Origin of the sequence: Kineococcus deserti (genome assembly GCF_050871945.1) — a bacterium.
In the GTDB taxonomy this organism is placed as follows: domain Bacteria; phylum Actinomycetota; class Actinomycetes; order Actinomycetales; family Kineococcaceae; genus Kineococcus.
Genome location: NZ_JBJLSI010000006.1, coordinates 1 through 25,478 on the forward strand (window position 1 = coordinate 1; position 25,478 = coordinate 25,478).

Annotated in this window: 23 protein-coding genes; 12 read left to right on the plus strand and 11 right to left on the minus strand. The window is 73.0% G+C overall.

Going from position 1 to position 25,478, the window contains the following annotated elements; translation table 11 throughout:
- Window positions 1–223 precede the first annotated feature (223 nt).
- Window positions 224–1,123, minus strand: coding sequence for a sigma-70 family RNA polymerase sigma factor (locus tag ACRYR2_RS06465; RefSeq protein ID WP_432562017.1), 900 nt, complete (start codon window positions 1,121–1,123; stop codon window positions 224–226).
- 252 nt (window positions 1,124–1,375) lie between these two features.
- On the opposite strand from ACRYR2_RS06465, the gene ACRYR2_RS06470 reads away from it, so the two are divergent.
- From ACRYR2_RS06470 to ACRYR2_RS06510, 9 genes are all read left to right on the plus strand, one after another.
- Window positions 1,376–1,723 (plus strand): hypothetical protein, encoded by a 348-nt coding sequence (locus tag ACRYR2_RS06470; RefSeq protein ID WP_432562018.1) that lies wholly within the window; start codon window positions 1,376–1,378, stop codon window positions 1,721–1,723.
- 97 nt (window positions 1,724–1,820) lie between these two features.
- The gene (gene flgN / locus ACRYR2_RS06475) at window positions 1,821–2,312 is read left to right on the plus strand and encodes a flagellar export chaperone FlgN (protein WP_432562019.1); all 492 of its coding nucleotides are present in this window, start codon (window positions 1,821–1,823) and stop codon (window positions 2,310–2,312) included.
- Window positions 2,313–2,338: 26 nt separating this feature from the next.
- Window positions 2,339–3,721, plus strand: a complete 1,383-nt coding sequence (gene flgK, locus ACRYR2_RS06480; RefSeq protein WP_432562020.1) for a flagellar hook-associated protein FlgK — start codon at window positions 2,339–2,341, stop codon at window positions 3,719–3,721.
- Window positions 3,722–3,758: 37 nt separating this feature from the next.
- On the plus strand, window positions 3,759–4,658 hold the full coding sequence (flgL, locus tag ACRYR2_RS06485; RefSeq protein WP_432562021.1) for a flagellar hook-associated protein FlgL: 900 nt from the start codon (window positions 3,759–3,761) through the stop codon (window positions 4,656–4,658).
- Between the two features lie 75 nt (window positions 4,659–4,733).
- Entirely contained in the window at window positions 4,734–5,135 is a 402-nt protein-coding gene (locus ACRYR2_RS06490; protein WP_432562022.1) for a flagellar assembly protein FliW, read from the plus strand.
- A 207-nt stretch (window positions 5,136–5,342) separates the two neighbouring features.
- Entirely contained in the window at window positions 5,343–5,750 is a 408-nt protein-coding gene (locus ACRYR2_RS06495; RefSeq protein WP_432562023.1) for a flagellar assembly protein FliW, read from the plus strand.
- Between the two features lie 94 nt (window positions 5,751–5,844).
- On the plus strand, window positions 5,845–6,351 hold the full coding sequence (locus ACRYR2_RS06500) for a YbhB/YbcL family Raf kinase inhibitor-like protein (RefSeq protein WP_432562024.1): 507 nt from the start codon (window positions 5,845–5,847) through the stop codon (window positions 6,349–6,351).
- Window positions 6,348–6,887 (plus strand): YbaK/EbsC family protein, encoded by a 540-nt coding sequence (locus ACRYR2_RS06505; RefSeq protein ID WP_432562025.1) that lies wholly within the window; start codon window positions 6,348–6,350, stop codon window positions 6,885–6,887. Before ACRYR2_RS06500 ends, ACRYR2_RS06505 begins: the two co-directional genes overlap by 4 nt.
- Window positions 6,884–7,255 (plus strand): SRPBCC family protein, encoded by a 372-nt coding sequence (locus ACRYR2_RS06510; RefSeq protein WP_432562026.1) that lies wholly within the window; start codon window positions 6,884–6,886, stop codon window positions 7,253–7,255. Before ACRYR2_RS06505 ends, ACRYR2_RS06510 begins: the two co-directional genes overlap by 4 nt.
- Here the strand turns inward: ACRYR2_RS06510 and ACRYR2_RS06515 are convergent.
- The 5 genes from ACRYR2_RS06515 to ACRYR2_RS06535 all read right to left on the minus strand — a co-directional run bounded on the left by ACRYR2_RS06515 (window position 7,214) and on the right by ACRYR2_RS06535 (window position 13,109).
- Window positions 7,214–8,179 (minus strand): NAD(P)H-dependent glycerol-3-phosphate dehydrogenase, encoded by a 966-nt coding sequence (locus tag ACRYR2_RS06515; protein ID WP_432562027.1) that lies wholly within the window; start codon window positions 8,177–8,179, stop codon window positions 7,214–7,216. The genes ACRYR2_RS06510 and ACRYR2_RS06515 overlap by 42 nt on opposite strands.
- A gap of 1 nt (window position 8,180) precedes the next feature.
- Complete coding sequence (locus tag ACRYR2_RS06520; RefSeq protein ID WP_432562028.1) at window positions 8,181–8,756, minus strand: Uma2 family endonuclease; 576 nt, start codon at window positions 8,754–8,756, stop codon at window positions 8,181–8,183.
- A 4-nt stretch (window positions 8,757–8,760) separates the two neighbouring features.
- Window positions 8,761–9,582: a TrmH family RNA methyltransferase gene (locus ACRYR2_RS06525; protein ID WP_432562029.1), complete on the minus strand. Its 822-nt coding sequence runs from the start codon at window positions 9,580–9,582 to the stop codon at window positions 8,761–8,763.
- 248 nt (window positions 9,583–9,830) lie between these two features.
- Window positions 9,831–11,405 carry a methyl-accepting chemotaxis protein gene (locus tag ACRYR2_RS06530; protein WP_432562030.1) on the minus strand — a complete coding sequence of 525 codons (1,575 nt, stop codon included), beginning with the start codon at window positions 11,403–11,405 and terminating at the stop codon, window positions 9,831–9,833.
- A 105-nt stretch (window positions 11,406–11,510) separates the two neighbouring features.
- Window positions 11,511–13,109, minus strand: a complete 1,599-nt coding sequence (locus tag ACRYR2_RS06535) for a putative bifunctional diguanylate cyclase/phosphodiesterase (RefSeq protein WP_432562031.1) — start codon at window positions 13,107–13,109, stop codon at window positions 11,511–11,513.
- A gap of 298 nt (window positions 13,110–13,407) precedes the next feature.
- Here ACRYR2_RS06535 and ACRYR2_RS06540 point away from each other — a divergent pair, with 298 nt between their 5' ends.
- Both ACRYR2_RS06540 and ACRYR2_RS06545 read left to right on the plus strand, forming a co-directional pair.
- Complete coding sequence (locus ACRYR2_RS06540) at window positions 13,408–16,011, plus strand: fibronectin type III domain-containing protein (protein ID WP_432562032.1); 2,604 nt, start codon at window positions 13,408–13,410, stop codon at window positions 16,009–16,011.
- Entirely contained in the window at window positions 16,008–17,432 is a 1,425-nt protein-coding gene (locus ACRYR2_RS06545) for a GGDEF domain-containing protein (protein ID WP_432562033.1), read from the plus strand. Before ACRYR2_RS06540 ends, ACRYR2_RS06545 begins: the two co-directional genes overlap by 4 nt.
- Before the next feature lie 4 nt (window positions 17,433–17,436).
- Here ACRYR2_RS06545 and ACRYR2_RS06550 read toward each other — a convergent pair whose 3' ends face one another.
- Window positions 17,437–18,123: a response regulator transcription factor gene (locus ACRYR2_RS06550; protein ID WP_432562034.1), complete on the minus strand. Its 687-nt coding sequence runs from the start codon at window positions 18,121–18,123 to the stop codon at window positions 17,437–17,439.
- A complete protein-coding gene (locus tag ACRYR2_RS06555) occupies window positions 18,123–19,742 on the minus strand; it encodes a sensor histidine kinase (protein WP_432562035.1) in 1,620 nt (539 codons plus the stop codon). Before ACRYR2_RS06555 ends, ACRYR2_RS06550 begins: the two co-directional genes overlap by 1 nt.
- Before the next feature lie 164 nt (window positions 19,743–19,906).
- On the opposite strand from ACRYR2_RS06555, the gene ACRYR2_RS06560 reads away from it, so the two are divergent.
- Window positions 19,907–21,328: a CitMHS family transporter gene (locus ACRYR2_RS06560; RefSeq protein WP_432562036.1), complete on the plus strand. Its 1,422-nt coding sequence runs from the start codon at window positions 19,907–19,909 to the stop codon at window positions 21,326–21,328.
- On the opposite strand, the gene ACRYR2_RS06565 is transcribed toward ACRYR2_RS06560, so the two are convergent.
- Genes ACRYR2_RS06565 through selA form a run of 3 tightly spaced genes read right to left on the minus strand, consistent with a single transcriptional unit; the run spans window position 21,312 to window position 25,478 of the window.
- Window positions 21,312–22,451 carry an anhydro-N-acetylmuramic acid kinase gene (locus ACRYR2_RS06565; RefSeq protein WP_432562037.1) on the minus strand — a complete coding sequence of 380 codons (1,140 nt, stop codon included), beginning with the start codon at window positions 22,449–22,451 and terminating at the stop codon, window positions 21,312–21,314. The two genes, ACRYR2_RS06560 and ACRYR2_RS06565, sit on opposite strands and share 17 nt — an antisense overlap.
- Before the next feature lies 1 nt (window position 22,452).
- Complete coding sequence (gene selB / locus ACRYR2_RS06570; protein WP_432562038.1) at window positions 22,453–24,186, minus strand: selenocysteine-specific translation elongation factor; 1,734 nt, start codon at window positions 24,184–24,186, stop codon at window positions 22,453–22,455.
- A complete protein-coding gene (gene selA / locus ACRYR2_RS06575) occupies window positions 24,186–25,478 on the minus strand; it encodes an L-seryl-tRNA(Sec) selenium transferase (RefSeq protein ID WP_432562039.1) in 1,293 nt (430 codons plus the stop codon). Before selA ends, selB begins: the two co-directional genes overlap by 1 nt.

Genomic DNA, 25,478 nt, shown 5'->3' on the forward strand with positions numbered 1-25,478 from the left:
CCCCCCCCCCCCCCCCCCCCCCCCCCCCCCCCCCCCCCCCCCCCCCCCCCCCCCCCCCCCCCCCCCCCCCCCCCCCCCCCCCCCCCCCCCCCCCCCCCCCCCCCCCCCCCCCCCACGACTGCTCTTCCATGGAACCACAGAGGGTGACGAGTTGTCGCGCTAAGTGAGGAACGACGAAGGCCCCGCTCGACCAGGTCGGAGCGGGGCCTTCAAGGGGCGTGGATCAGGCGGTGCGCGCCACCGCCGGCGCGGCGTACGACCCGAAGGCCGACAGCGCCAGGCGCGACTTGAAGTCGCTCTGCGCCCCGACGGCCGCGTAGTAGGACTCCTTGCGCTTGGTCGCGGCACCGGCGCCCTTCGGGGCGACGACCATCTCGGGCGCGAGGTGCGTGTTCATCCCGTCGCGCAGCAGGACCAGCGCCTCGGCGCGCATCTGCGAGATGCGGGACTCGGTGACACCCAGCTCCTCGGCCAGCTCGGCCATCGGCCGCTCCTGGATGAAGTAGCCCTCGATGACGACCTTCAGGCGCTCGGGCAGCACCGCGATCGCCGAGCGCAGGTAGCCGATGCGCTCGCGGTGCAGCAGCTCCTGCTCCGGGCCGGGGGTGTGCGTGGGCAGGTGGTCGTCCAGGGAGGCGCCGTCGGCGGTGAAGCCCTGCATCGACAGGACCATGGAGCGCTGCGCCTCGTCGCGGGTCTCGGCCAGCTCCTTCTCCGAGACGCCGAGCGTGGCGGCCAGCTCGGAGGCGGTGGGCGTGCGCCCGAGCTCGACGGTCAGCTGGTCCTCGGTCTGCGACAGCTTGCGCTGGCGGCTGCGGACACCGCGGGAGGCCCAGTCGGCGCCGCGCAGGTCATCCAGGATCGCGCCGCGGATGCGGGTGTTGGCGTAGCGGTTGAACGGCACGCCCGTGTTGGGGTCGTAGGACCGGGAGGCCTGGAACAGCGCCATGAGACCGGCCGAGGTGAGGTCGTCGCGGCTCACGTGCGACGGCAGACGGCCGATGAACTCGCTGGTGATGTAGCCGACGAGCGGCAGGTTCTTCTCCACCAGCGCATGGCGCTGGGCAGCAGAAAGCTCGATGATGGGGAGCTCCCGGGTGGCGGAGGCGGTGTCTGCGGTCACACACGCCTTCTCGGCAGGACACCCCATGGGACTTGAGCGCCTATCGGGGGTCAACGTACCCCAACCGCGCTGGGCCGATCGAGTTGCATCGTTCCACGCCGTGTCGTCACCGACCGCGGAACGGGTGACAGCCGTCACCCACGGACCCCTCCCCTTCAGCTGAGACGTTCCACCAGCCGAATGAGTGACGTCGCGCGCATCTTCTGGCGTGACCAGCGTCGCTGGAGTGTTTCGAGTGGTTGGAGGGACGGCGTGAAGCCGCTGTGGGAGGTCGTGCGCGACCTGGAGTTCGCTCACCAGAAGGGCCGGCTGACGCCGACCTTCATCGACGAGTACGCGGTCAAGCACGGTGAACGCGTCAGTGCTCTCTACGCCCTGTGCGCGAAGAACTTCCTCGAGGTCGAGCACGAGATCGGGCGCAACGACCACATCGCCCGCGAGCGGACGATGGGCGTGGACCAGCGAGCCGTCGACCGCGCCATGGAAGAAGAGGCGCGAATCCTGCACCAGGAGCTGCGGAGCGCACGCGAGGACGGCCGGCCCTACGCCCTGCGCAAGCCCGGCAAGAACGCCCAGTTCATCCGCAAGACCGGGCGCTGAGTCTCCCGTTCCGCCCACGCCGGCGCCTCAGCTCGTGGTACCGGAAGCCGATGGACAGCCCGAGCACGTCACGTTGAAGGCACGAGGAAGGACACGCATGGGACTCGCCGAGGTCTCCGGCATCCTCTGGAAGGAGCGGGAGCTGCTGGAGCTGCTCCTGTTCAAGCTCGAGGAGGAGCAGCTGGTGCTGGCCAGCGGCCGGACCCGCTGGCTGGCGCACGCGACCCGCGAGGTCGAGTTCGTCATGGAGCAGATCCGGATGACCGAGCTCCTGCGTGCCACCGAGGTCGACGCGATCGCGGCAGAGCTCGAGCTGGAGCCGGGCCCGAGCCTGAACGCCATCGCCGAGGCCGCCCCGGACCCGTGGGGGGACATCTTCCGCGGCCACCGCGACTCCTTCCTCACGCTGACGGCCGAGATTCAAGACCTCGCCGACGCGAACCGAGACCTTCTCAACGCCGGTTCCCGCGCCCTGCGCGAGACCCTGCTCGGGCTGGACCAGCCCCTCGACACCTACACCTCCCGGGGCAAGAACACGGCCACGTCGGCCGGCGGGTCCCGCGCCCACTTCGTCGACGAAGCCCTCTGACCGGGCCCTGAAAGGAACTGCTGACGATGAGCACCTTCTCCGGCATCAACACCGCCGCCCGCGCCCTGTCCGCCTCGCAGCGCGGCATGGAGGTCACCGGCCAGAACATCGCCAACGCGAACACCGAGGGCTACTCCCGCCAGCGGGTCGACCAGAGCGCCAGCGTTCTGAACCAGACCGGCCAGTTCTCGCAGAAGTTCACGCCGGGTGACGGGGTCGTCGTCAACGGCCTCACCCGCATCACCGACGCGCTGTCGACCGCGACCGCCCGCCAAGACTCGGCCAACGCCAAGGAGCAGTCGACCGCGGCCACCATCTGGGCCGGCGTTGAGAACGCCATCGGTGACACCGGCACTTCCGGCCTGTCGCAGAACCTCGCCGACCTGTCCTCGGCGTGGAACGACCTGGCCTCCAAGAGCGGCACGGACGGACTGGACGGCGCGCGTTCGCTGGTCATCACGCGCAGCCAGGCGGTCGCCGCATCGGTCAACGGGATGAACACCCAGCTCGAGGCGCAGTACGACCAGCTCAACCTGCAGGCCGACGCCATCACCTCGCAGGTGAACACGCTGGCCCAGAACGTGGCCAAGCTCAACACGTCCATCCGCGAGACCACGGCCAACGGCGCCTCGGCCAACGAGCTGATGGACCAGCGCGACCAGCTGCTCAACCAGCTCGCCGACCTCTCCGGGTCCCGCGTCGTGAACCGCGACAACGGCACCGTCGACGTCCTCATCGGCAACGCCACGCTTGTGACCGGGGACTTCTCCTACGAGCTGACCGTCACGCCCACCAACGCGGCCGGCGAAGCGATCGAGGAAGCCAACATCGACAACGACTTCGTCGCCAGGATCAACGGCCAGGTGGCCTCGCCGGCTGCCGGCTCGCTCAAGGCCACGATGGACGGCGCGAACACGACACTGGCCAAGCAGAAGGAGGAGCTGAACGGCTTCGCCAAGCAGCTGGCCGACGACACCAACGCGGCCTACGGGCAGCCTTTCTTCGCCAACAGCGACGGCAGCACGCCGGTCAACGCCAAGCTGCTGACCGTGGTCGAGACCGCGGCGAACCTGCGGGACAGCACCAACCTCACCGGCGCCCAGTCGGCCGACCGCGTCCACGCCAAGGCCGTGACCTCCGCGTTCGAGGGCATCAAGTCCTCCTGGCGGACCAACGTCACCAACCTGGCTGCTTCAACTCAGTCCGCGTCCAACCGTGCCGACCTGGCCTCGCAGGTGTCGCTGAAGTCCGCCGCGGTCCGCGACGGGGTCTCCGGCGTCAACTTGGACGAGGAGATGACCAACCTCGTCGCCTACCAGCACGCCTACTCGGCCGCTGCTCGCGTCCTCACCGCGATCGACGAAGCGCTGGACACCCTGATCTCCCGCACCGGCCTCGTCGGCCGCTGACGACTGACCTGACCGGAGGAAGACCATGCTCGGCCGTGTGACCCAGCGCAGCATCGCCATGAACTCGCTGACCAATCTGCAGAACATGCAGGCCCGCAGCGCTCAGCTGCGCGAGCAGATCACCAGCGGCACGTCGCTGTCGAAGGGCTCGGACGACTCCGTTCGCGCAGCAGCCGCCCTGCGACTGAACGATCAGGTCGCGGTCAACACCCAGAACTCGCGCAATCTCACCGAGGCCCGCGCTTGGATGACGACGCAGGAACCGGCGCTGCAGAGCACCACCGACGCCTTGCAGCGGGTCCGCGACCTGACCGTCCAGGCCGGCAACGGCGCGCTGGACGACAAGGGACGTGCGGCGATCGCCGCCGAGATCCGCGAGCTCAAAAACACGATCCTCGGGGACGCGAACACCCAGTACCAGGGCCGTGCCGTGTTCGCAGGCACCTCGGCGGCCGAGCAGGCCTACGACCCGGAAGGCTACGCGACGACCGACGACACCGGCGTGCTCGCCGGCAAGCAGATCGGCATCGTCACGCGGACCATCTCCCCCGGTGTCGAGATGCAGGTCAACATCTCCGGCAAGGCCGTCTACGGCTCCGGAGACGACAGCGTCTTCAAGGAGCTGGATGTTCTCGCCGAGAACATCAGCCTGGGCAAGGTTGCCGACGCCACGGCCGCGCTTGCCACGATCGACAAGCGCATCAACCTCGCCACGACCGCGATGGCCACGATCGGCGCGAAGACCAACCAGCTCGACCACGCCGAAGAGGTCAACACCAACCAGCTGCAGTACCTCACCACCCAGCTGGAGGACGTCTCGGGCGTCGACACCGCCAAGGCGTACATGGAGATCACTGCACAGAGCGTCGCCTACCAGGCCGCCCTGCAGGTGACCGCCAAGACGATCCAGTCCAGCCTGGTCGACTTCCTGCGCTGACCCGACCGACGCGCCGACCACCCCCGTCATCGTTTCACCCTGTTCCCCACCCCCGGAGTTCCTAGAGTGACCCTCATGACCGACGCGCCCGTGACCGCCCCCACGATCGAGTTCGTCTCGCCCATCATGGGCTTCGCCGAGCACACCGCCTTCCACCTCGTCCCCCTGGACGAGGAGGGCACGCTGTACTCGCTGCGGGCCGTCGACGGCACGGGGATCCGCCTGGTCGTCGTCGCGCCGCAGAAGTTCTTCCCGGGCTACTCCCCCGAGATCGACGACGAGACGGTCGCGGCGCTGGACCTGCGGGACGCCACGGAGGCGGCGGTCCTGAACGTGGTGAACATCGGGGACGACCCGGCCAACGCCACGGTGAACCTGCTGGCTCCCATCGTCATCAACCACCGGACGATGCGGGCCGCCCAGGCCGTCCTGGTCGGCACCGATCTGCCGCTGCGGGCGCCTCTCCTGGCCGCCTGAGTCACACCTGTCACAGACGCCCCGCCGGGCCACCGGCGGGGCGTTCGTGCGTCCAGGGATCGACACGATTGGCGCGACGGATTGCACCTTCTTCGCTACTGTCTGTAGTGGTCGAGAAGCCGCCAGGCCGCCCCCAACGAGCCTGTCGGTGACCAGGACAGGCCCGGGTCGGAATCCCCGGGAACCGAAGACGAAGGGATCCCTGACGTGAGCATCGCTTCCGACACCAAGCCCAAGATCGAATTCGTGACGCCCCTCATGGGCTTCGAGGACACCAGCTTCGAACTCGACGCCCTCGACGACGACGGCATGTTCTACACCATGCAGTCGACGTCGGACCCGAGCCTGCGCCTCGTCCTCGCCGACCCGTCGCCGTTCTACCCCGAGTACGACGCGGTCATCAACGACGAGACGGCTCAGGCCCTGGACATCCAGGACGAGGGCGACGGGGCCGTCCTGACCATCGTCAACATGGCACAGGGCATGGAGAAGGCCACCATCAACCTGTTCGCCCCCATCGTCGTCAACCCCAAGTCCCACAAGGCGTTGCAGACGCTGCAGTACGGCACCGACGACTCTCCGCTCGACGCGCCGCTCCAGCGCCCCGGCGCCTGAGTCCCGACGCGCAGGGCACGTTGACCCCGCGGGGCCGATGATCGAACCCGTGGGGTCGACGTGCCGCTCCCACCAGCCCTCGTAGAGTCGCGGCATGGATCTCGAACGTCCCCTCGCCCCCGAGCCCTACTCCCTGCTCCCCCGTGTCCCGAGCTTCGCCCTGCACTCGGCCGACGTCACCTCCGGTGAGCAGATGGACGTCCGGCACGCCGACGGCAACGTCTCGCCGCAGCTGAGCTGGGACGGCTTCCCGGAGGGCACCAAGAGCTTCCTGGTCAACTGCTTCGACCCGGACGCCCCGACGCCGGCCGGCTTCTGGCACTGGACCCTCGTCGACGTGCCACTGAGCGTGACGAGCCTGGAGCGGGGCGCGGAGGTGCCCGACGGCGCCTACGCCCTGAAGAACGACGGCGGCAGCCCGGACTTCGCCGGCGCCGCTCCCCCGCCCGGGGACCGCCCGCACCGCTACGTCTTCGCGGTGCACGCCCTCGACGTCGAGTCCCTCGGCGTTCCGGCCGAGGCCACCCCCACGGTCGCGGCGTTCATGTCGCTGGGCCACGTCCTGGCCCGCGCGACGCTCAGCCCCGTCTACTCGCGGTGAGCGCGCCCCAGGACGCGGCCGGCACCCTCGAGCTGCGACCCGCCGCCGAGCACCCCGACCTCCTGCCCGAGGCCGTCCTCAAGGCACTGCCCGAGGGCGCCTGGGTCACCGAGATCGACCCGGACCTGGCCGACACCCAGGCCCTCGTCGAGGCCACCGGCGCCCCCCTGGAGGCCTCCGGCAACTGCGTCGTCGTGGCCGGCAAGCGCGAAGGCGAGGAGCGGGTCGCGGCGTGCGTGGTCCTGGCCAGCACCCGCGCGGACGTCAACAACGCCGTGAAGAAGGCGCTGGCCGTCCGCAAGGCGTCGTTCCTGCCGATGGACCGCGCCGTCGAGGAGTCCGGCATGGAGTACGGCGGCATCACGCCCGTCGGGCTCCCGGACGGCTGGCGCATCCTCGTCGACACCAAGGTCGCCCAGGCCGACTGGGTCCTCATCGGGTCCGGGCTGCGCCGTTCCAAACTCGTCGTGCGGGGAGCGGACATCGCCGCGCTGCCGGGCGCCGAGGTCGTCGACATCAGCATGCCCGCGAAGTGATCGTCCGGGGGAACAGGTCGGCCGCGGACGTCTGGGAGGACTACGCCCGGATCGACCGCTGGCCGACCTGGTCCCCGCAGATGACCGGCGTCGAGGCGGACGGCGACCGCATCGCCGACGGCGTCACCGGGCGCGTCCACTGCGGCCCGATCCGGTTGCCCTTCACCATCACCCACGTCGACGAGGACGCGATGACGTGGACGTGGCGGGTCCTCGGCATCGAACTGCGCCACGGCGTCCAGGCCACCCCGGCCGGCTGCCTCACGACGTTCCAGGGCCCGCTGCCCTACCTGCCCGCCGCGTGGATCGCGTTGCGGCGGCTGGTGTCAGGTCGCCGACAGCAACCGGGACACCGCCTCGACGGGTGAGCGCTCCCCCGCCAGGACGGCCACGACGTCGCGCACGAACGGCAGGTCGGGGTCGCGGCGCAGCAACGCCGGTGCGGTGGCCACGCCCTCGGCCGTTCCCCCGGCGCGCGAGACCGCCTCGGGCAGCGGCAGACCTTGCCCGAGCGCGACCCCGACGCGGTGGTTGCGCGACAACGTCGACGTGCTGGTCGCCACGAGGTCGCCGGCCCCGGCCAGTCCGAGGAACGTCTGCTGGGACGCCCCGAGCCGCACGCCGAGCGCCGACATCTCGCTCAACCCCAGCGTCAGCACGGCCGCGCGCGCGTTCGCCCCGAGACCGGCGCCCTCGACCATCCCGACGGCCAGGGCGACGACGTTCTTGAACGCCCCGGCCACGTCGACGCCCAGGACGTCGGTCAGCGGGTGGGCGTGGAACACCGGCGTGGTGAAACTCGTCGAGACCTCCTGGGCCACGTCGGGGTTCCCGCAGGCCACGACCGTCGCCGCAGGTTGCCCGCGCGCGATTTCGGCGGCCAGGTTCGGCCCGGACAACGCCAGCACGTGCTCGGGGGCCAGGACCTCGGCGACGATCTCCGTGCCGAACTCCCCCGTGGCCGTCTCGACCCCCTTGGCCAGGTTCACGACCGGGACCGACGGCACCACCGGAGCCCACTCGAGCAGGCGGGACCGCAACTGCTGCAACGGCACCGCGAGCACGACCAGCGACGCCCCGTCCACCACCGCGGCGACGTCGGAACTTGCGGCGACCCGCGGGGACAACGCGACCCCGGGCAGGTACTGCTCGTTGCGGCCCGTCGCGCGGATCTGCGCGGCGAGCTCGGGCCGCCGGCACCACAACCCGACGCTGGCAGCGTTGGCCGCGAGGATCCCGGCGACCGCCGTTCCCCACGCTCCCGATCCCAGGACGGCGACGTGCGAAACCACGTCAGCGACGCAGCAACGTGTTCGGCACCACGGCGAAGGCCTCGTGGACCCCCGACAGAGCAGGGACGTCCAGGATCGTGTCGCCCTCACTGGCCGCGACCGTCGACCAGTGCGAGCGGAGGTTCACCATCCAGTCCAGGTGGACGTCGCCGGAGTCGCTGAGGAACGCCTCGAGCAGCACCGGCAGGCCGGCGTTCCGGTACTCGGCGCGCTTCTCGTTCATCTCCCGCAGCATGTTGCTCGGGGACCAGACCTCGACGGCGGCGACCGGAACCCCGACGTGCACGTCCTCGGTGAAGAGCTCGGGCCCGTTCACCAAGACGTCCGGGATCCTGCCCCGCACCACACTGCCGTCAGGCGCCATCTCGACCGCCCAGTTGCCCGGCGCCGTCGCCACGACATCCCACTGCCGCTCGAACTCGTCGGCGAGGCGTCGAGCGATGATGTGGTGCGGGTTGCCGCCGACCTTCTTGATCACCAGTACCCCGTCGACGACTTCGACCACTTCGAGGAAGCCGGCGGGCGCGCTCAGCCAGGTGTCCACCGGGACACCGAGCTGGGCCGCTCCGAGACTCACCCGGTCAGGATAGGACGCGCGTCTCCCACAGAGCCACCGCGCTCGCCGCCGCCACGTTGAGGCTGTCGACGCGGGCGTCCATGGGGATGCGCACGACCAGGTCGGAGGCCGCCAGCGCGCGCCGGCTCAGCCCGTCCCCTTCAGTGCCCAGCAGGAACGCCAGCCGCTGCGGCGCCTCGAAGGACCCCAACGCCACGGAGTCGTCCGACAGCGCGAGCGCCGCCACGGTGAAGCCGCTGGAGCGCAACAGGTCCAGGTCACCGGGCCACGACGTCGCCCGCGCCCAGGGCAGGTGCAGCACCGTGCCCATCGACACCCGCACGCTGCGCCGGTACAGCGGGTCGGCGCACCGGGGGCTGACGATCACGCCGTCGACGCCGAAGGCCGCGACCGAGCGGATGATGGCGCCCACGTTCGTGGCGTCGGCGACGTCCTCGAGCACGACCAGCCGCGCCGGGCCGGGCGGCAGCGCCGCGAGCACTTCGGAGACGGTGCGCGGGACCGGCCGCACGAACGACCCCAGCGCCCCCCGGTGCAGGTCGACGCCGGTGAGTTCCTCGACGACCGCGGCGGGCGCGACGAAGGCGGGCGCGTCGGTGGGCAGGTCGTCGGCTAGCTCGGCGTAGCGGTGCGGCGAGACCAGGAACGAGCGCGGCACGTAGCCGGCCTCGAGGGCGCGGCGGATCACCTCGACGCTCTCGGCGAGGAACAACCCCTCGGCGGGTTCCCGGCGGGTCCGCAACTGCACGTCGCGCAGCGAGGTGTAGTCGCGCAGGAAACCCGCGTACTGCGGATCGGTCAGGTCGGTCAGGTCGATCCGCGGCACGCCGGAACGCTATCCCATGCAGGAAGCCTCAGAGGTCGGGCAGACGGGGCGTCAGACCGAGGCGGTCGGGGTCGAACTCGAGGTCGGCGCCGTCGGCGACGCTCAGCACGTCGACGAGCGTCGCCGGTTCCCGCTCGGGTTCCACCCCACCAGTCCCGTCCTGTCGACGGGTCCACCTGACCCCACCAACGCCGGAGGGCATGGTCCCACGAGGGAACTCGCGAGACCATGCCCCCGAAGTCGGTACCTCAGAGGCGGAAGCGCCCCACCAGCGTCCGCAGCTGCTCGCTGACCCCGGACACCTCGTCGGCCGCGGTGCGGGTCGCCACGACCGAGCGGTCGGTCGCGTCGGTCGCGGCCGACACCCCGTCGATGCCGGCGGTGATGCGGTCCGCGCCACCGGCGGCGTCGGCGATGGACCGCGAGATCTCGCTCGTCGTGGCGGTCTGCTCCTCCACGGCCGAGGCGATGGTGGTCTGCAGGTCGTTGATCCGGGCGATGACCTCGCTGATCGAGGAGATCGCGTTGACCGCGCCGGTGGTGTCGGATTGGATCGTGCTGACGCGGCGGGAGATGTCCTCGGTGGCCTGCGCGGTCTGCTGGGCCAGTTCCTTGACCTCACCGGCCACGACGGCGAACCCCTTGCCCATCTCGCCTGCGCGGGCGGCCTCGATGGTGGCGTTGAGCGCCAGCAGGTTGGTCTGCTCGGCGATGGCGGTGATGGCCTTGACGACGTTGCCGATCTCGACGGAGGACTCCCCCAGCCGCGCGACTGTGGCGGTGGTCTCCTCGGCGACCTGGACGGCGTGCGCCGCGACGCCGGTGGCCTCGGCGGCCGAGGCGGAGATCTCGCGGATGGCGGCGCCCATCTGCTCGGAGCCGGCCGAGACGGCCTGCAGGTTCGTCGAGACGGCGGCGATGTCGCCGGACACCGCACGCACCTCGGACCCGGCGCGGTCGGAGGCCGCGGACGACTCGGCCGAGGCGTCGGCGAGGGTGCGCGAGGAGTGGCCGAGGGTTTCGGCGCCGGCGGCGACCGAGGCGAACTCGGTGCGCAGGCGGGCGATCGCGCGGTCCAGCGAGGCGGCCATCCGGCCCAGTTCGTCGGTCCGCTCGATGCCCGAGGAGACCGTCAGGTCGCCCTGGTCGAGCGACTCGGCGACGGCGGCGATGCGGTTGGCGTCCCCGCGCACGCGGCGGATGACCACGGCGGACACGACGGCGGAGATCGCGAGGCCGACGACGAGCAGCAGGACGGTCAGCAGGGTCGTGCGCGAGGAAGCGGCCTGGGAGGAGGCGACGAGGTCGTCGACGGCCTGGTCCGAGCTGTCCTTCAGCGCGGCGATGTCCTGGGTGTAGGCCTCGTTGGCGGCGTTGTACTGGTCGTTCTGCCGGGCGATCTCGTCGGGGTCGGCGGTGCTCGCCCCGGCGGCCAGCAGCGCGTTCATCGCGTCGAGCTGCTTCTGCATGTCCGCGACGACCGCGGCCTGCTCACCGCTCGCCTTGTCGGCCAGGACCGCCATGCTCTCCTTCACGGAGGCCGCCGCGGCGTCCTGCTGGGCCTTGTACGAGTCGGCCAGGTTCGGCGCGATCATCGCCGAGAGCGACTTCAGCGCCTCGGTCTCGTGCTTCTCGGCGACGTTCTGCACGGCCTGCTGCACGACGAGCGCCTCGGACTTCAGCGACTCCAGCTGCGTGACCGTCGAGTGGCTCTGCTGCAGCCCCACGGCACCCAGGATGCACGCCACGACGGCCGCCGAACCGGCCGCGCTGATGATCCCCGTCGCCAGCGTCGTCTGCCGCTTGCGCTTGACCTCGCCCATCGTCCGCCCGCTCCCCGTCCCCGCGGCGTGCTCTGTTCACGCCGTCCACGACTTCATCGGCAGGTGTCGAGAAGGAGTTGACCGCTCCGGGACCGATTTCCGCAACTACCCCGCGATGGCCGGGCGTGGCACTGCGTCCAGCGCGCCGCGTTCGAGCTGCTGCAGGTCGATGACGTCCACCTCCGGCGTCGGCCGTCCCAGCAGGTATCCCTGGGCGGAGTCGCAGCCGAGCCGTTTCAGCGCCTGGAGCTGGTCGGTGGACTCCACGCCCTCGGCGACGACCCCCACGCCCATGTTCTTGGCCATCCCGATGATGCCCGCGACGACGGCCTCGTCCTGGCGGTGCCGGCCCAGTCCGGCGATGAAGTGCCGGTCGACCTTGACGTGGTCGATGGGCATCGTCTGCAGGTGGGCCAGCGACGAGACGCCGGCGCCGAAGTCGTCCACGGCCACCCGCACCCCCATCATCCGCAGAGCGTGCAGGGTCGAGAAGCCCGCGTTGGCGTCGGCCACGAGGAGTTCCTCGCTGACCTCGATGAGCAGCGCGTTGCCGGCCGGGCCGCTGGGTTGGGCGTTGGCGACGGCGTCGAGGAGTTCGGCGTTGGCCAGCTGCTTCTTCGACACGTTCACCGCGATCGTCAGACCGCAGTCCGGATCGGCGGTGTACCAGTTCTCCAGCGTCCGCCAGGCCTCGCAGATGACCCACTTGCCGATGTCGACGATCAGACCACTGCGTTCGGCCAGCGGGACGAAGTCCGCGGGCTGCAGCAGGCCTCGCCGCGGGTGCTGCCAGCGCAGCAGCGCCTCGACACCTTGCACGTGGCCGTCGCGCAGGTCGATGATCGGCTGGTAGTGCAGCCGCAGCTGCCCCTCGGCCACGGCCAGGGACAGGTCGTCCTCGGTCTGCAGGGCGTCGACCGCCTGGGCCTGCATGCGCTCGTCGAACAGTTCCGACCGGGCCTTGCCGCTCTCCTTGGCCCGGTACAGGGCGGCGTCGGCGCGGCGCAGGAGCTTGGAGGCGTCGGCCTCGTCGCGGGCCAGCGCGATGCCGACGCTGGGCGTGATGTGCAGCCTGCGCCCGTCGCCGAACTCCACGGGCCGGTCGGCGATGGAGTTCACGACGCGTTCGGCGATGCGCGAGGCGTTGAGTTCGTCGCTGAGGTCCTCGCACAGGACGGCGAACTCGTCGCCACCGAAGCGGGCGACGGTGTCCTCGGGGCGCACCGCGGCGCGCAGCCGCTGCGAGACCTCGATGAGCACGGTGTCGCCGACGGCGTGGCCGTGGGTGTCGTTGACGCCCTTGAACCCGTCGAGGTCGAGGTAGAGGACGGCGCACGCCTTGGACTCACGCCGGGCCAGCGCGTGCTGCAGCCGGTCGGTGAACAGCTGCCGGTTGCCCAGGTCGGTCAACGGGTCGTGCAGCGCCTGCCGCAGGGCGGCATCCAGCTCGCGCTGGCGGTTGCGGCCCTCGACGTCCAGCCGGACCGCAGACTGCAGCGCCAGCACGAGGAGCAGGCACGCCGCAACGCCGCCGCCCAGCAGCGCGGTGAGCAGCTCGGTGAGCGTCGGCTGACCGTCCAGGGCGACCTGCAGGAGGGCGACCACGCCCACCACGACGAGGGGTGAGGCGATCGCCCAGGGCACGACACGCGTCCGGACGTCGTCACCTGCCAGGTGCCGGGCCGACCAGGGCCAGCGGCTCATCCCCGGGTCCCCTTCCTCCGTCGTGTGCGGCACCCATCTGACTGAAAGCGATCAGATAACTGCTCATAGTCACCGGTTCGGCGCAGCCTGTCCACTGCAACCCGTTCGGACGGTGACTGACCGATTGCTCAGCGTGTTCACCTCACCACGGCCTCCCACCCCTCGTCCTCCCGGGCCCCTGGACGTCACCCGTTCGGCGGGACGGCGCCGAACGTGGTGACCGGAACGACGTTCCGGACGCTGGGCCGCCCGGAGGACCCCGGTCCAGCGACGACGACCGGCAACCGATGGTTGAACGGTGAAGTTCTCCCGGTGGGCCAGACCGAGTGCGGCCCGCGTCGCTCCCGTGCTGGCCGCCGCGCTCCTCGTCTTCACCCCGCTGCCGGCCCTCGCCGACGACGTGCGCGTGGGGTACACGGCCTCCGCCGTCGCCGACAACGTCGGCTACACCGGCGACCTCCTCCTGGACCGCGTCGTCGACGTCGCGGTCGACAGCCGGGGCAACACCTACGTCTCCGACGCCGGCGCGCGCCGCGTCTTCAAGATCGCGCCGGGCGGCGCGCGGACGGTGTTCGCCGGAACGGGACGCTGGCCCACCGCCTCGAGCCTCACGAGCGGCCCGGCCACCGCCGTGGACCTCGACCAGCCCTACGGCCTCGGCGTCGACGCGCAGGACAACGTCTACATCACCGACCTGGCCGGCGGCCGGCTCGTGAAGGTCGACACCTCCGGGCAGCTCACCCCTGTCGCCGGGAACAGGAAGCGCAGCACGGGCACCGACGTCAAGGCCGGCCCCGCGCTGAACACCCCCTTGTCTCCCGTGGAGGTCGCGGTCGCTGCCGACGGCACGGTCTACGTCATCGACGAGGACTCCCAGCTCGTCGTCGCCGTCCAGGACGGTGTGCTGCGCCTGGTGGCGGGCAAGGAGGAACTGAACACCACCCTCGGCATCACCGGCCGGCCGCTGAACGGCCCCCGCGGTCTGGTCGTGCGCGCCGACGGAACCCTGCTGGTCAGCAACAAGTTCTCGCACAACGTCGTCGCGATCCGCGACCACCAGATCACCGTCGTCGCCGGCGGCCGCGTCGGCCCCGTCGTGAAGGGGCCGGCCACGGCCAGCGGGCTGAACCACCCCGAGCGCATCGCCCTCGACGAGCAGGGCAACCTCTACATCGCCGACGCCGGCAACGACTCGATCGACGTGGTCGACTCCGACGGCTCGATCCGGGCCCTCGACGTGACCCTCGACGCCAAGAAGTTCGACGAACCCACCGGGGTCGCCGCCGCCCCCGACGGCACGGTCCTCATCGCCGACCAGCTCAACAAGCGCGTCGTCCGGTGGTCCCTCGACGAACGAGCGTCGATCACCGCGCCGTCACGGCTCACCTCCCAGGTGCGCCTGACCACCACGACGACACTGACCGGTACCGCGGCACGCCACTGGTCGCTGGTGGGTTCGGTTCCGGCGGAGGTCTCCCTGACGGGCGACCAGCTGACCTGGGCACCCCAGCGGGCGGGCACCGGTGCCGTCACCGTCCAGGCCTGCGCCTTCCTCTCCCGCGCGTGCACCCGCCTGACGGTTCAGCTCGACTCGACGGCCGTGCTTCCCGGGACTCCCAGGGATCTGACCGCGACCCCCGTCGACGGCACGGTCGAACTCGCCTGGGCCGCACCGGAGGACGACGGAGGCGACACCCTGGGGGGCTACACCGTCACGGTTCGGGACGAGACCGCAGGATCAACCACCACGCTGGACGCCAGTGGCACGACGCTCACCCTCTCGACGCCGAGCGCCGGGCACCGCTACTCGTTCGCCGTGGCCGCCCACAACAGCGCCGGCACCGGCTCGCCGTCGGAGCCCACCACTCTCAACCTGCCCGCGCCCCCCGAGGAAGAAACTCCGGTCGACGAGACTCCGGTCGAGGAGACTCCGGTCGACGAGACTCCGGTCGAGGAGACTCCGGTCGAGGAGACTCCGGTCGAGGAGACTCCGGTCGAGGAGACTCCGGTCGAGGAGACTCCGGTCGAGGAGACTCCGGTCGAGGGAACCTCGGGCGAGGAGGATCCAGCCGACGAGACCCCCATCGAGACCCCCGTGACGCAGCCCGTCGACGCGCCCGTCGTCGTCCCGACTCGTGAACCCGTCACACCGCCCACGCCGAGCCCCGTCGACACCCCGGCCGCGCCCCCGCCGGGCACTCCGACGTCGGAACCCACGTCGGAACCCACGTCGGAACCCACGTCGGAACCCACGTCGGAACCCACGTCGGAACCCACGTCGGAACCCACGTCGGAACCCACGTCGGAACCCACGTCGGAACCCACGTCGGAACCGACGGTCGCTCCCGTCGCACCGGTACCGACGACCGCCGCACCCACCGCGTCCACGCCTGCTTCCGCTGCCACCCCGAAGCGAACGCCGGCCCAGTCGCCGGCCCAGTCGCCGGCCACGGCGGCGCCCCCGCGCACCGGGTCGTCGACGCCGACACCCGCCGCCTCGGTGACCGCGCCGGAGGCTCCTGCAGCCTCCGGGCTGCAGGAGCAGTCGCCGCCGGAGGAGGCGCTGCCGAGCGCAGCGGGAACCTCCTCGGGAGGCACGCCCCGCGTGGCGTCGGCACCCGCCGCACCGCGGCGACACGCTGACGCCTCCGTCGTCGCGAGCGTGCGGGAGCGGATCACGCACCTGCCGCAAGCAGTCCGGACCGCCGTCGGGGCCATGGTCACGGTCGGCGCGGCGGTGGGTCGGGACGCGCAGTACCCCGTGGCGATCGCGGTGGCGGCGGGATTCTTCCTCCTCGTCCAGAACCGCATCGACCGCAACGACCCGAAGCTCGCCCTGGCACCCGTCGTCCCCGACGACCGGCTGACCTTCGAGGACCCGCGCGGACGGGGCCTGACGTGAGCACCGCCTCGCAGGACCGCAGCCTCATCCCGCTGGCCGACCGCATCCGCTGGACGGCCGTGCTCCGGCTGCTGCTCGTGACCGTGGCCGTGGTGCTGTGGTGGGCGGCGGGCGCCCGGCCGCAGGACGGCCGGGAACTGCTCGTCCTGGCGGGCGGGCACCTGCTGGTGACCGGCGTGCTGGTGCTGCTGACGCGCGCGGGTCGTCGCGCGGCGCGCCGGGGCCTGGACCTGTGCCTGCTCCTGGACAGCGTCGCCCTGACGATCGCCCTGCCCGCCCTGGGGGAACTCGGCGTCGCGTTGTTCGCCGTGCACGCCGCCGGGGTGACTCTGGCGACCTCGTTCCGCACCGGGGTGAAGGTGGCCGGCGCCCACACCGTCCTGGTGCTGTGCCTGCTGCAGGCCGACGTCACCGGCGTGGCCGACCTCGGAGGACGGCTCGGCGCCTTCCCCCGGAACTTCGTGGCCTTCGCCGCGCTGCTGTGGGTGGCGACGCTGAGCACGGCGACGTTCGCGGCCGTCAACGAACGGGAACTGCGGCGCCGCCGCCTGGACGCCGAGGCGCTGCACGGGCTGCTGTCCGACCTGGCCACCGCCGCCGACGCGCCGGCCGTCGCCGACCTGCTGACGTCGTTCGCCCGCACCGAGCTGCCGGCCCGCCGGGCGCAGCTGGTGCGCGGGGACGTCACCGACGCCTCGTTCGTGCGCGCCCGCCGCAGCGGCCGCCCGGTCCTGCTGCGCAGCCCGGAGCCCGGTGTCGACCCGTGGCTGGCCCGCACCTGGCCCGACGCCCGCGGGATCGCGGTCCTGCCGCTGCCCGTCGGAACGGCCGAGGGCTGGCTCGTCGTCGACTTCGGCGGCCGGCGCGGGCTGGAGCGACGCGTCCTGCGCACCGCCGAACAGGCCGTGTCGCACGCGGCGCTGGCCCTGGCGCGCGCCGAGGCCGTGGCCGACCTGCGCCGGGCGGCGACCTCCGACGGCCTGACCGGCGTCGCCAACCGCCGCACGCTGGACGAGGCGCTGGCCCAGCAGGACCACACCGTGTGGTCGCTGGCCCTCATCGACCTCGACCACTTCAAGGCCGTGAACGACACCCACGGTCACCAGGCCGGGGACGACGTCCTGCGGGCGGCCGCCGCGGCGCTGTCGACCACGGCCCGGGAGGGCGACCTGGTCGCGCGGTACGGCGGGGAGGAGTTCGCCGTCCTGCTGCCCGGCACCGACCAGGCGGCGGCGCTGCTGGTGGCCGAACGCCTGCGCGCCGCCGTGGCCGCGGCCACCCGGCCCCGGGTGACCTGCAGCATCGGGATCGCCACCGCCCGGGGACCGCGGCCGGCGGTGGACGTGCTGGCCGCGGCCGACCGGGCGCTGTACTCGGCCAAGGCCGCCGGCCGCGACCGGTGCGTGCCGGCCGGCCGGTGACGCCTCAGGACGTCGACAGCGGCGCGTACCGCTGCTCGGGCCGCCCGGTCGCGCCGTACCGCAGCCGCAGCGCCAGCCGCCCCTCCCCGTCCAGGGCGGCCAGGTGGCGCTGCGCGGTGGCCCGGGAGATCCCGGTGGCGGCGGCGACCTCGGCGGCCGACAGCGGTTCGGCCGCCTCGGCCAGCGCCCGCAGCACCAGGTCGCGGGTGGCGCCGGCGGCCGCGCTGGCGCCGCGGACGCCGGAGGAGTCGGCGTGCAGGGCCCGGAACGCCGCGTCGGCCAGGTCCTGGTCCAGCGGCTGGCCGTGCTCGGCGGCCGTGGCCAGCACCCGCCGGTACCGGGCGTAGGCCCGCAGCCGGGTGTGCAGCAGCGCCTCACCGAACGGTTTGACCAGGTACCCCAGGGCTCCGGAACGGACCGCGCGCCGGAACGTCTCCGGTTCCCCCGCGGCGGTCACGACGAAGGCGTCGCACTCGCCGAGCAGTTCCAGCCCCGAGCCGTCGGGCAGGTAGACGTCGAGCAGGGCCAGGTCGACCGGCTCGCCCGCCTCCCGGCAGCGCGAGACCGCCAGCCGGGCCTGGGCCAGCGTTCCCGCCGTCCCGGCCACCGAGAAACCCGCGACGGCCTCGACGTAGCCGGCGTGCAGGGAGGCGACGCGGAAGTCGTCGTCGACGACCAGGACCGTGGGCATCAGGGGACCTCCAGTTCGTGGACGGGCGTCAGCGCCCCGGGCAGCCGCGCCACGAACACCGCGCCCGACCCGGGGTTCGACGGCGCCAGCCAGGCATCGCCACCGCGGGAGCGCGCGACCTGGCGCACCAGGCCCAGGCCGATGCCGTGGCCGTCGTCTCGGGTGGTGACGCCGGTCTCGAACACGCTGTCGCGCAACGCCTGGGGAACCCCCGGGCCGGAGTCGGCGACGGCCAGGACCAGGTCGGCCCCTTCCTGCACCAGGTCGACCTCGACGCTGGCCGCGGAACTGCCGACGGCGGCCGCGACGGCGTTGTCGACGAGGTTGCCCAGCACGGTGGTGACGTCGACCGGGTCGGCGACGCGGCCGGCGACGGACACCTCGCCGAGCACCAGCGACACCTGCCGTTCCCGGGCGTGGGCGGCCTTGGCCGCCACGAACGCCTGCAGGTACGGGTCGGCGACGGCGTCCAGCCCCTCCACCCGGGTGCCCAGCGGGCCGGTGGCCAGCAGCGTGCGGACGTAGTTCCCGGCCTCGTCGGGCCGGCCGGTCTCCAGCAGCCCGGACACCAGGTGCAGCCGGTTGGCGAACTCGTGCCGCTGGGCGCGCAGCACCTGCCCGACGGCCTGCACGGCGTCGAGCTGGCGGGTCAGCAGTTCCACGTCGGTGCGGTCGTGCACCGTGACGACGTGCCCCAGCAACCGGCCGTCGCGGTCCACCCGCCGCGCCGACAGCAGCAGCGCGCGGTCGCCGACGACGGCGAGCGCCGGCACCGCGGGTGGTTCCCGGACGACCTGCTGGACCGCCGCCGGCAGTTCCTGCAGCCCCGCCCCGGAGGGCACCGGTTGCGACAGGAGCCGGACGGCCTCGCCGTTGGCCAGGACGACCCGTCCGTCCGGCCCGAGGGAGACGACGCCCTCGGCGATGCCGTGCAGGACGGCGTCGTGGGCCTGCAGGATGCCGCCGAGCTCCTCGGGCTGCAGGCCCAGGGTCAGCCGCCGCAACCGGCGGGCCAGGACCGCGGCGCCGGCCAGGCCGACGACGAGGGCGCCGGCGGCCACCGCGAGGGCCGGCCACAACGCGTCCCGGGCGCGGTCGGCGACGGCGGCCGCGCCGATCCCGACGCTCACCTCCCCCACCACCCGGGAGGACCCGAGCGCGAAGACGGGCACCTTGGCCCGCGCCGAGGCTCCCAGCGTGCCGGTCTCGTCCTCCACGACCTCCCGGCCGGCCAGGGCCTGGGTGGGGTCGGTGCTGACCCGCTGCCCGAGCGCCTCGGGGTTGGGGTGCGCCAGCCGCAGCCCGCGGTCGTCGGTGACGACGACGAACAACGCCCCGGTGCGCCCGCGGACGTCCTCGGCCTCGGCCTGCACGAGCCCGGCGGCCAGCGTGGGGGCGTCGGCGGGTGGGGCGTCGCTGGCGGCCGTCACCGCGGCGCGGACCGCGTCGTCCTCGGCGAGGGTGCGGGCGACGTCGAGGCTGCGGGCGCGGGACTCGGCCACCGCCTGGGCGTGCAGCAGGTACAGGGAGCCGCCGCACCCGACGGCCAGCACGACGGCGACCAGCAGCAGCAGCACGGCCAGCACCTGCCGGCTGAACGGCCACCTCCTCGGGTCCACGTCCGCACCGTAACCCGTCGCAGGCCGGTGAGCACAACGCGCACAAGGCGCGGAACGCCCACTGCCGCGCTCAGTGCGCGCAACCCGCCGCCGGGGCCGCAGCCTGCCTAACGTGAGCCAGGTCACCAGTTCGACGGAGAACCCACGGAGAACACGGAGCAACGATGCTTGTCGCCCTCGGTTTCACCATGGTCGCGGCGTTCATGACCCTCATCATGACCAAGCGGCTCACCCCTGTCGTCGCCCTGATCCTCGTCCCGCTCGTCTTCGCGGTCCTGGCCGGAACCGGCACCGGTCTGGGGGACGCCGTCATGGACCAGGTCGGCCAGTTCGCCCCCACCGCGGCGCTGCTGTTCTTCGCGATCGTCTACTTCGGGCTGATGATCGACGTGGGGTTGTTCGACCCGCTCATCCGGCTCATCCTGCGCATCTGCGGGAACTCCCCGGTCCGCGTGGTCGTCGGCTCGGCGGTGCTGGCCGCGATCGTCTCCCTCGACGGGGACGGGTCGACGACCTTCATCATCACGGTGTCGGCCATGCTGCCGCTGTACCTGCGGCTGGGGTTGTCCCCGGTCGTGCTGACCGTCGTGGCGAACCTGTCCGCGGGCGTCATGAACATCATTCCGTGGGGCGGGCCGACGGTCCGCGCCGCCACCGCGCTGGGCGTCTCCCCGTCGGAACTGTTCAACCCGATGGTGCCGAGCATGCTGGCCGGGATGGCCGCGGTCGTCGTCATGGCCTGGACCCTGGGCCTGTCGGAGAAGCGCCGCCTGCAGCGCGCCGGCCGGGAACTGTCCCTGGACACCCTGGAGACCGTGCAGGTCGTGCAGGTCGTGCAGACCGTCGAGACCCGTGAACTCGTGCTGGCCGGTGGTGGTGGCAGGACGCGCCGCACCTCCGGCGCCAGCGCCGGCGCGACCGGCGGGGAAACCCCCGGCGGCGCCCTGGACCCGGGCCGTCCCACCCTGCGCCCGAAGCTGATCTGGTTCAACGGGACCCTGACCGCCGCCCTGCTGGTGCTGCTGGGCCTGGACGTCATGCCGTTGCCGTTCCTGTTCATGGTGGCCGCCGCGATCGCGCTGCTGGTGAACTTCCCGAAACCGGCCGAACAGGTCGAGCGGATCAAGGAGCACTCCTCGAGCATCGTCGCCGTCGTGTCGATGGTGTTCGCGGCCGCCGTGCTGACGGCGGTGCTGTCCTCGACGGGGATGGACACGGCGATGGCGAACTGGCTGGTGGACGTGGTGCCGCAGGCGTGGGGTCCGCACCTGGCCGTCATCACCGGGGTGCTGTCGATGCCGCTGACGTTCTTCCTGTCCAACGACGGTTTCTACTTCGGCGTCCTGCCGATCCTGTCGCAGGCCGCCGCCGAGTACGGCATCTCCGGCGTGGAGATGGCGCGGGCCTCGATCGTGGGCCAGCCCGTGCACTTCACCTCCCCGCTGGTGCCGGCGATGCTGCTGCTGGTCTCGCTGGCCCGGGTCGACCTCGCCGACCACCACCGCAAGGTCATCTGGCGGGCCGTCGTGGTCTCGCTGGTGATGCTGGTGGCCGCGGTGGCGACGGGCGTCATCCCGCTGGGCTGACGAACTCCAGCCGCGCCGGCCACGACGGAAGGCCCGGGACGGTGGGCACCCCCCGCCGGCCCGGGGCCAGTCGTCCCAGGACCCGTTCCCCGCGCGCCCCGGTGCAACCGGGCACGTTGCCCGGCAGCCCTGCGACGTGGGCGAAACCCAGCAGGGCGAACGCGACCGCCTCCTTGACGTCGCCGGGGCACCCGAGGGCGTCGGAGGTCAGGAGTTCCGTCTCGCCCAGCTCCTGGGCCAGCGCGCGCACGAGCGTGGGGTTGTGCAGCCCGCCGCCGGAGGCGACCACGACGTCCACCCCCCGCAGGGCGTCACCGACCGTGCGGGCGGTCAGCGCCGTGAGCGTGGCCAGCAGGTCGGGGCGGCTGACGTCCCGCGTCAGGAACTGCTGCACGTAGCCGGCGGTGAACAGTTCCTTGCCCGTGCTCTTGGGCGGGTCGAGCGCGTAGAACGGCTCCCGGAGCAGTTCGGCGAGCAGGCCGCGGTCGACGGTTCCCGCGGCCGCCAGCTCCCCGTCGCGGTCCAGGCCACCGGCCGCCGCGTCCAGCAGGGCGTTGGCGGGCCCGGTGTCCCACGCCCTGACCGGCCGGCCCGGTACGCACACGGTGACGTTGGCGATGCCGCCCAGGTTCAGCGCGGCCGCGGGCCGGCCGTCGGCGACGAACGGCGCCAGCAGCATCCGGTCCAGCAGCGGCACCAGCGGCGCGCCCTGACCGCCGGCGGCGACGTCGGCGGTCCGCAGGTCCGAGACGACGGGAACCCCCGTCGCCTCGGCGATCCAGGCGGGCTGGCCGATCTGCAGGGTCCCGCGCACCGCTCCGTCCTGGACCCAGTGGAACACCGTCTGCCCGTGCGAGCAGACCAGGTCGAACTCCTCGGTCACCGAGGCGGCCGCGGCGGCGAACTCCTGCCCGGTGCGGACGTCGAGCGCGCACACCTCGGCCATCCCGATCCGCCCGGGCGGCAACGCGGCGACGAGGTCGGCGCGCAATTCGTCGGAGTACGGCACGGTCCGGTGCTCCCCCAGCCGCGCCTGCAACACCTGGCCGGCCACGGAGAACTCCACCACCGCCAGGTCGATGCCGTCGTGGGAGGTTCCCGACAGCATCCCCAGGACGCGCACGTCAGCGCCCCGTGAGCCGGCGCCGGTCGTCGGCGTCCCGCACCGTGCGTCCCGCGGCGTCCAGCGCCTCCAGCAGCGGCACCGCGACCCGCCGCGAGGTTCCCAGCGCCCGGCGGGCCTCGCTCGTCGAGAACGGTTGCGGCACCCGCGAGAGCGCCTCGACGGCACGGTCGCGGAAACCCGGCGCGAGCACGATCCCCTCCGCCACCCGCTCCAGCCGGCCCGCCCGCACGGCCGCGGCCAGTTCCGACCGGCCCAGCCGCAGGTCCCGCAGCCGCTCCACGTCGGGGGCCAGGAACGGCTCGCGCGCCAGGTCGGTCAGCACCGCCGCCACCGACTTCTCCACCGCCGGCGGCAGGTCGTCGGTCCGCTCCACCACGCGGCCCTCGCGCACCCGCAACGGGTCCTGGACCAGCGCGGTCACCAGGTCCAAGTCGGGCAGGCCCAGCAGCCGGCGCGTCTGCTCCAGGGACGGGCCGGGCTGCAACGGGTTCGCGGCGGCGAAGGCCCGCACGACGGTCCGCAGCTGCTCACGGCGTCCGGCCCAGAAGTCGGGGTCGGCGTACCAGTCACCGGCCACCGGTGTCCCGGCGACGGGAACGCCCATCGCCCGCAGCCGCCGGCCGCGGACCAGCCGGCGGCGCCGCAGTTCCCCCGCCAGGTCCGGACCGGTGACGTCGGCCAGTTCGGCGGCCCGGGCGCGCGCCGCTCCCCGCCGCTGCAACGGCGGGGGGTCGACGTCCAGCACGGCCGCGGCCCCCAGCACCTCGTGCCGGGCGGGGTCGCGCAGCAGCAACCGGTCGCCCACGACCAGGGGCAGCGCGGTGCGCAGCTGCAACCTCACGAGGTCCCCCTCCAGCGGGCGCACCCGCGCCGGGACGGCCGCCGAGCCCAGGTGGACGACCAGTTCGGCCGGCACCTCACCGGGAACCCGCACGTCCACCACGTCGGTGGGCAGGTGCGTGCCGGGCGTCAGGAGCGCGTCCCCGCGCCGCACGTCGCGCCGGTCGACACCGCGCAGGTTCAGCGCCACCCGGGCCACGGCGGCGGCGCGCTCGACGGGCTGCTCCAGCGACTGCACGCCCCGGACGTGGACCGTCCGCTCGCCCAGCACCAGTTCGTCGCCCACCGCGATCGAGCCGGCCGGCAGGGTTCCGGTGACGACCGTCCCGGCGCCGGTCACCGAGAAGCTGCGGTCCACCCAGAACCGCACGGGCGCGCCGGCGTCGGGAGCCGGCAGGGACCGCAGCACGTCGGCCAGGACGCGGCGCACGTCCTCGAGCCCCGCCCCGGTCACGACGCTGCACGCGACCGCCGGCACGTCCCCCAGCGAGGACCCGCGCAGTTCGGCCAGCGCGGCCCGGCGCGCCGGTTCGGGGTCGGCCAGGTCGGCCCGCGTCACCACGAGCACCCCGTGCCGGACCCCGAGGGCGTCCAGGGCCGCGAGGTGCTCGGCCGACTGCGGCATCCACCCGCCGTCGGCGGCCACGACGAACACCGCGACCGGCACCGGCCCCACCCCGGCCAGCATCGTCGGCACGAACCGTTCGTGGCCGGGCACGTCGACGAAGGCGACCGCCCCCACCCCCGGCAGCTCCGTCCAGGCGTAGCCGAGGTCGATGGTCAGCCCGCGCCGCTTCTCCTCCGCGTACCGGTCGGGGTCGCGACCGGTCAGCGCCCGCACCAGCGAGGACTTCCCGTGGTCGACGTGCCCGGCGGTCGCCACGACGAACATCAGGACGCCCTCCGCACGGCGTCCAGGACCGCCCGGTCGGCCTCGGGCGCGACCGTGCGCAGGTCCAGCAGCAACCGCCCGCCCTCGACCCGCCCGGCGACCGGGGGCTCCCCCGTCCGCAACGGCACGACGAGCCCCGGCGGCAGCGACACGACCCAGGACGGCAACTCCACCCCCGGTGCCCCGCCGCCGCCGACGACGGCCACCGACGGCTCGAGGCGGGCGTCGACCCCCTCGCCGCGCAACGCCTCCACCACCGCCGCGCACCGCGACCGCAGCTGCCCGACGTCGGCGTGCACGGCGTCGCGCGTCGGGTTGGCCGCCGAGCGCAGCGTCGCCTCGAGCGCGGCGAGCGTGAACTTGTCGACCCGCAGGGCCCGGGCCAGCGGGTGGCGCCGCAACCGCTCGACGAGGTCGGCCGACCCCAGCAGCAGACCCGCCTGCGGCCCCCCGAGGAGCTTGTCCCCCGAGGCGGTGACGAGGTCCGCCCCGGTCGCCAGGACCGAGGTCGCGTCCGGTTCGTCGGGCAGCAGCGGGTCGGGCGTCAGCAACCCCGACCCGATGTCGACGACGACGGGAACCCCCAGCCCGGTCAGCTCCCCCGGGTCGACGCCCGCGGTGAACCCGGAGACGACGAAGTTCGACGGGTGCACCTTGAGGATGAACCCCGTCCGTTCCGACACCGCGTCGCGGTAGTCCGCCGGCGAGGTGCGGTTCGTCGTGCCCACCTCACGCAGCCGTGCGCCGGTGGACTTCAGCAGGTCCGGCAGGCGGAACCCGTCACCGATCTCGACGAGTTCGCCGCGGCTGACGACGATCTCCTTGCCGGCGGCCAGGGCGGTGGCCACCAGCACCAGCGCCGCGGCGCCGTTGCCGACCACGTGGACGTCGCCGGCCGCGGGCACCGCCGCGCGCAGCGCCGCCATCGTGCCCCGCCCGCGCCGGGCGCGTCGTCCGGTCCGCAGGTCCATCTCGACGTCGGTCGCGCCGGCTGCGGTGACGAGGGCGTCCACGGCCGCGGGCGCCAGCTGGGCCCGGCCCAGGTTGGTGTGCAGGATCGCGCCGGTGGCGTTGAGGACCCGGCGCAGCGTCGTCCCGGCCGGCGGCAATCCCGCCAGCACGGCCTCGACAGCGGCCTCGGGGGCCAGCCGCCCCTCCCGGACCTGCTGCTGCACGGCCCGCACGACGTCCTTGACGGCCTCGCGTCCCCGCTCGTCGACGGCCTGCGCCACCCGCGGCTCGGCCAGCAGGGCGTCGGTGCGCGGGACGGTCCGCCGGGAGTCGTGGTGCAC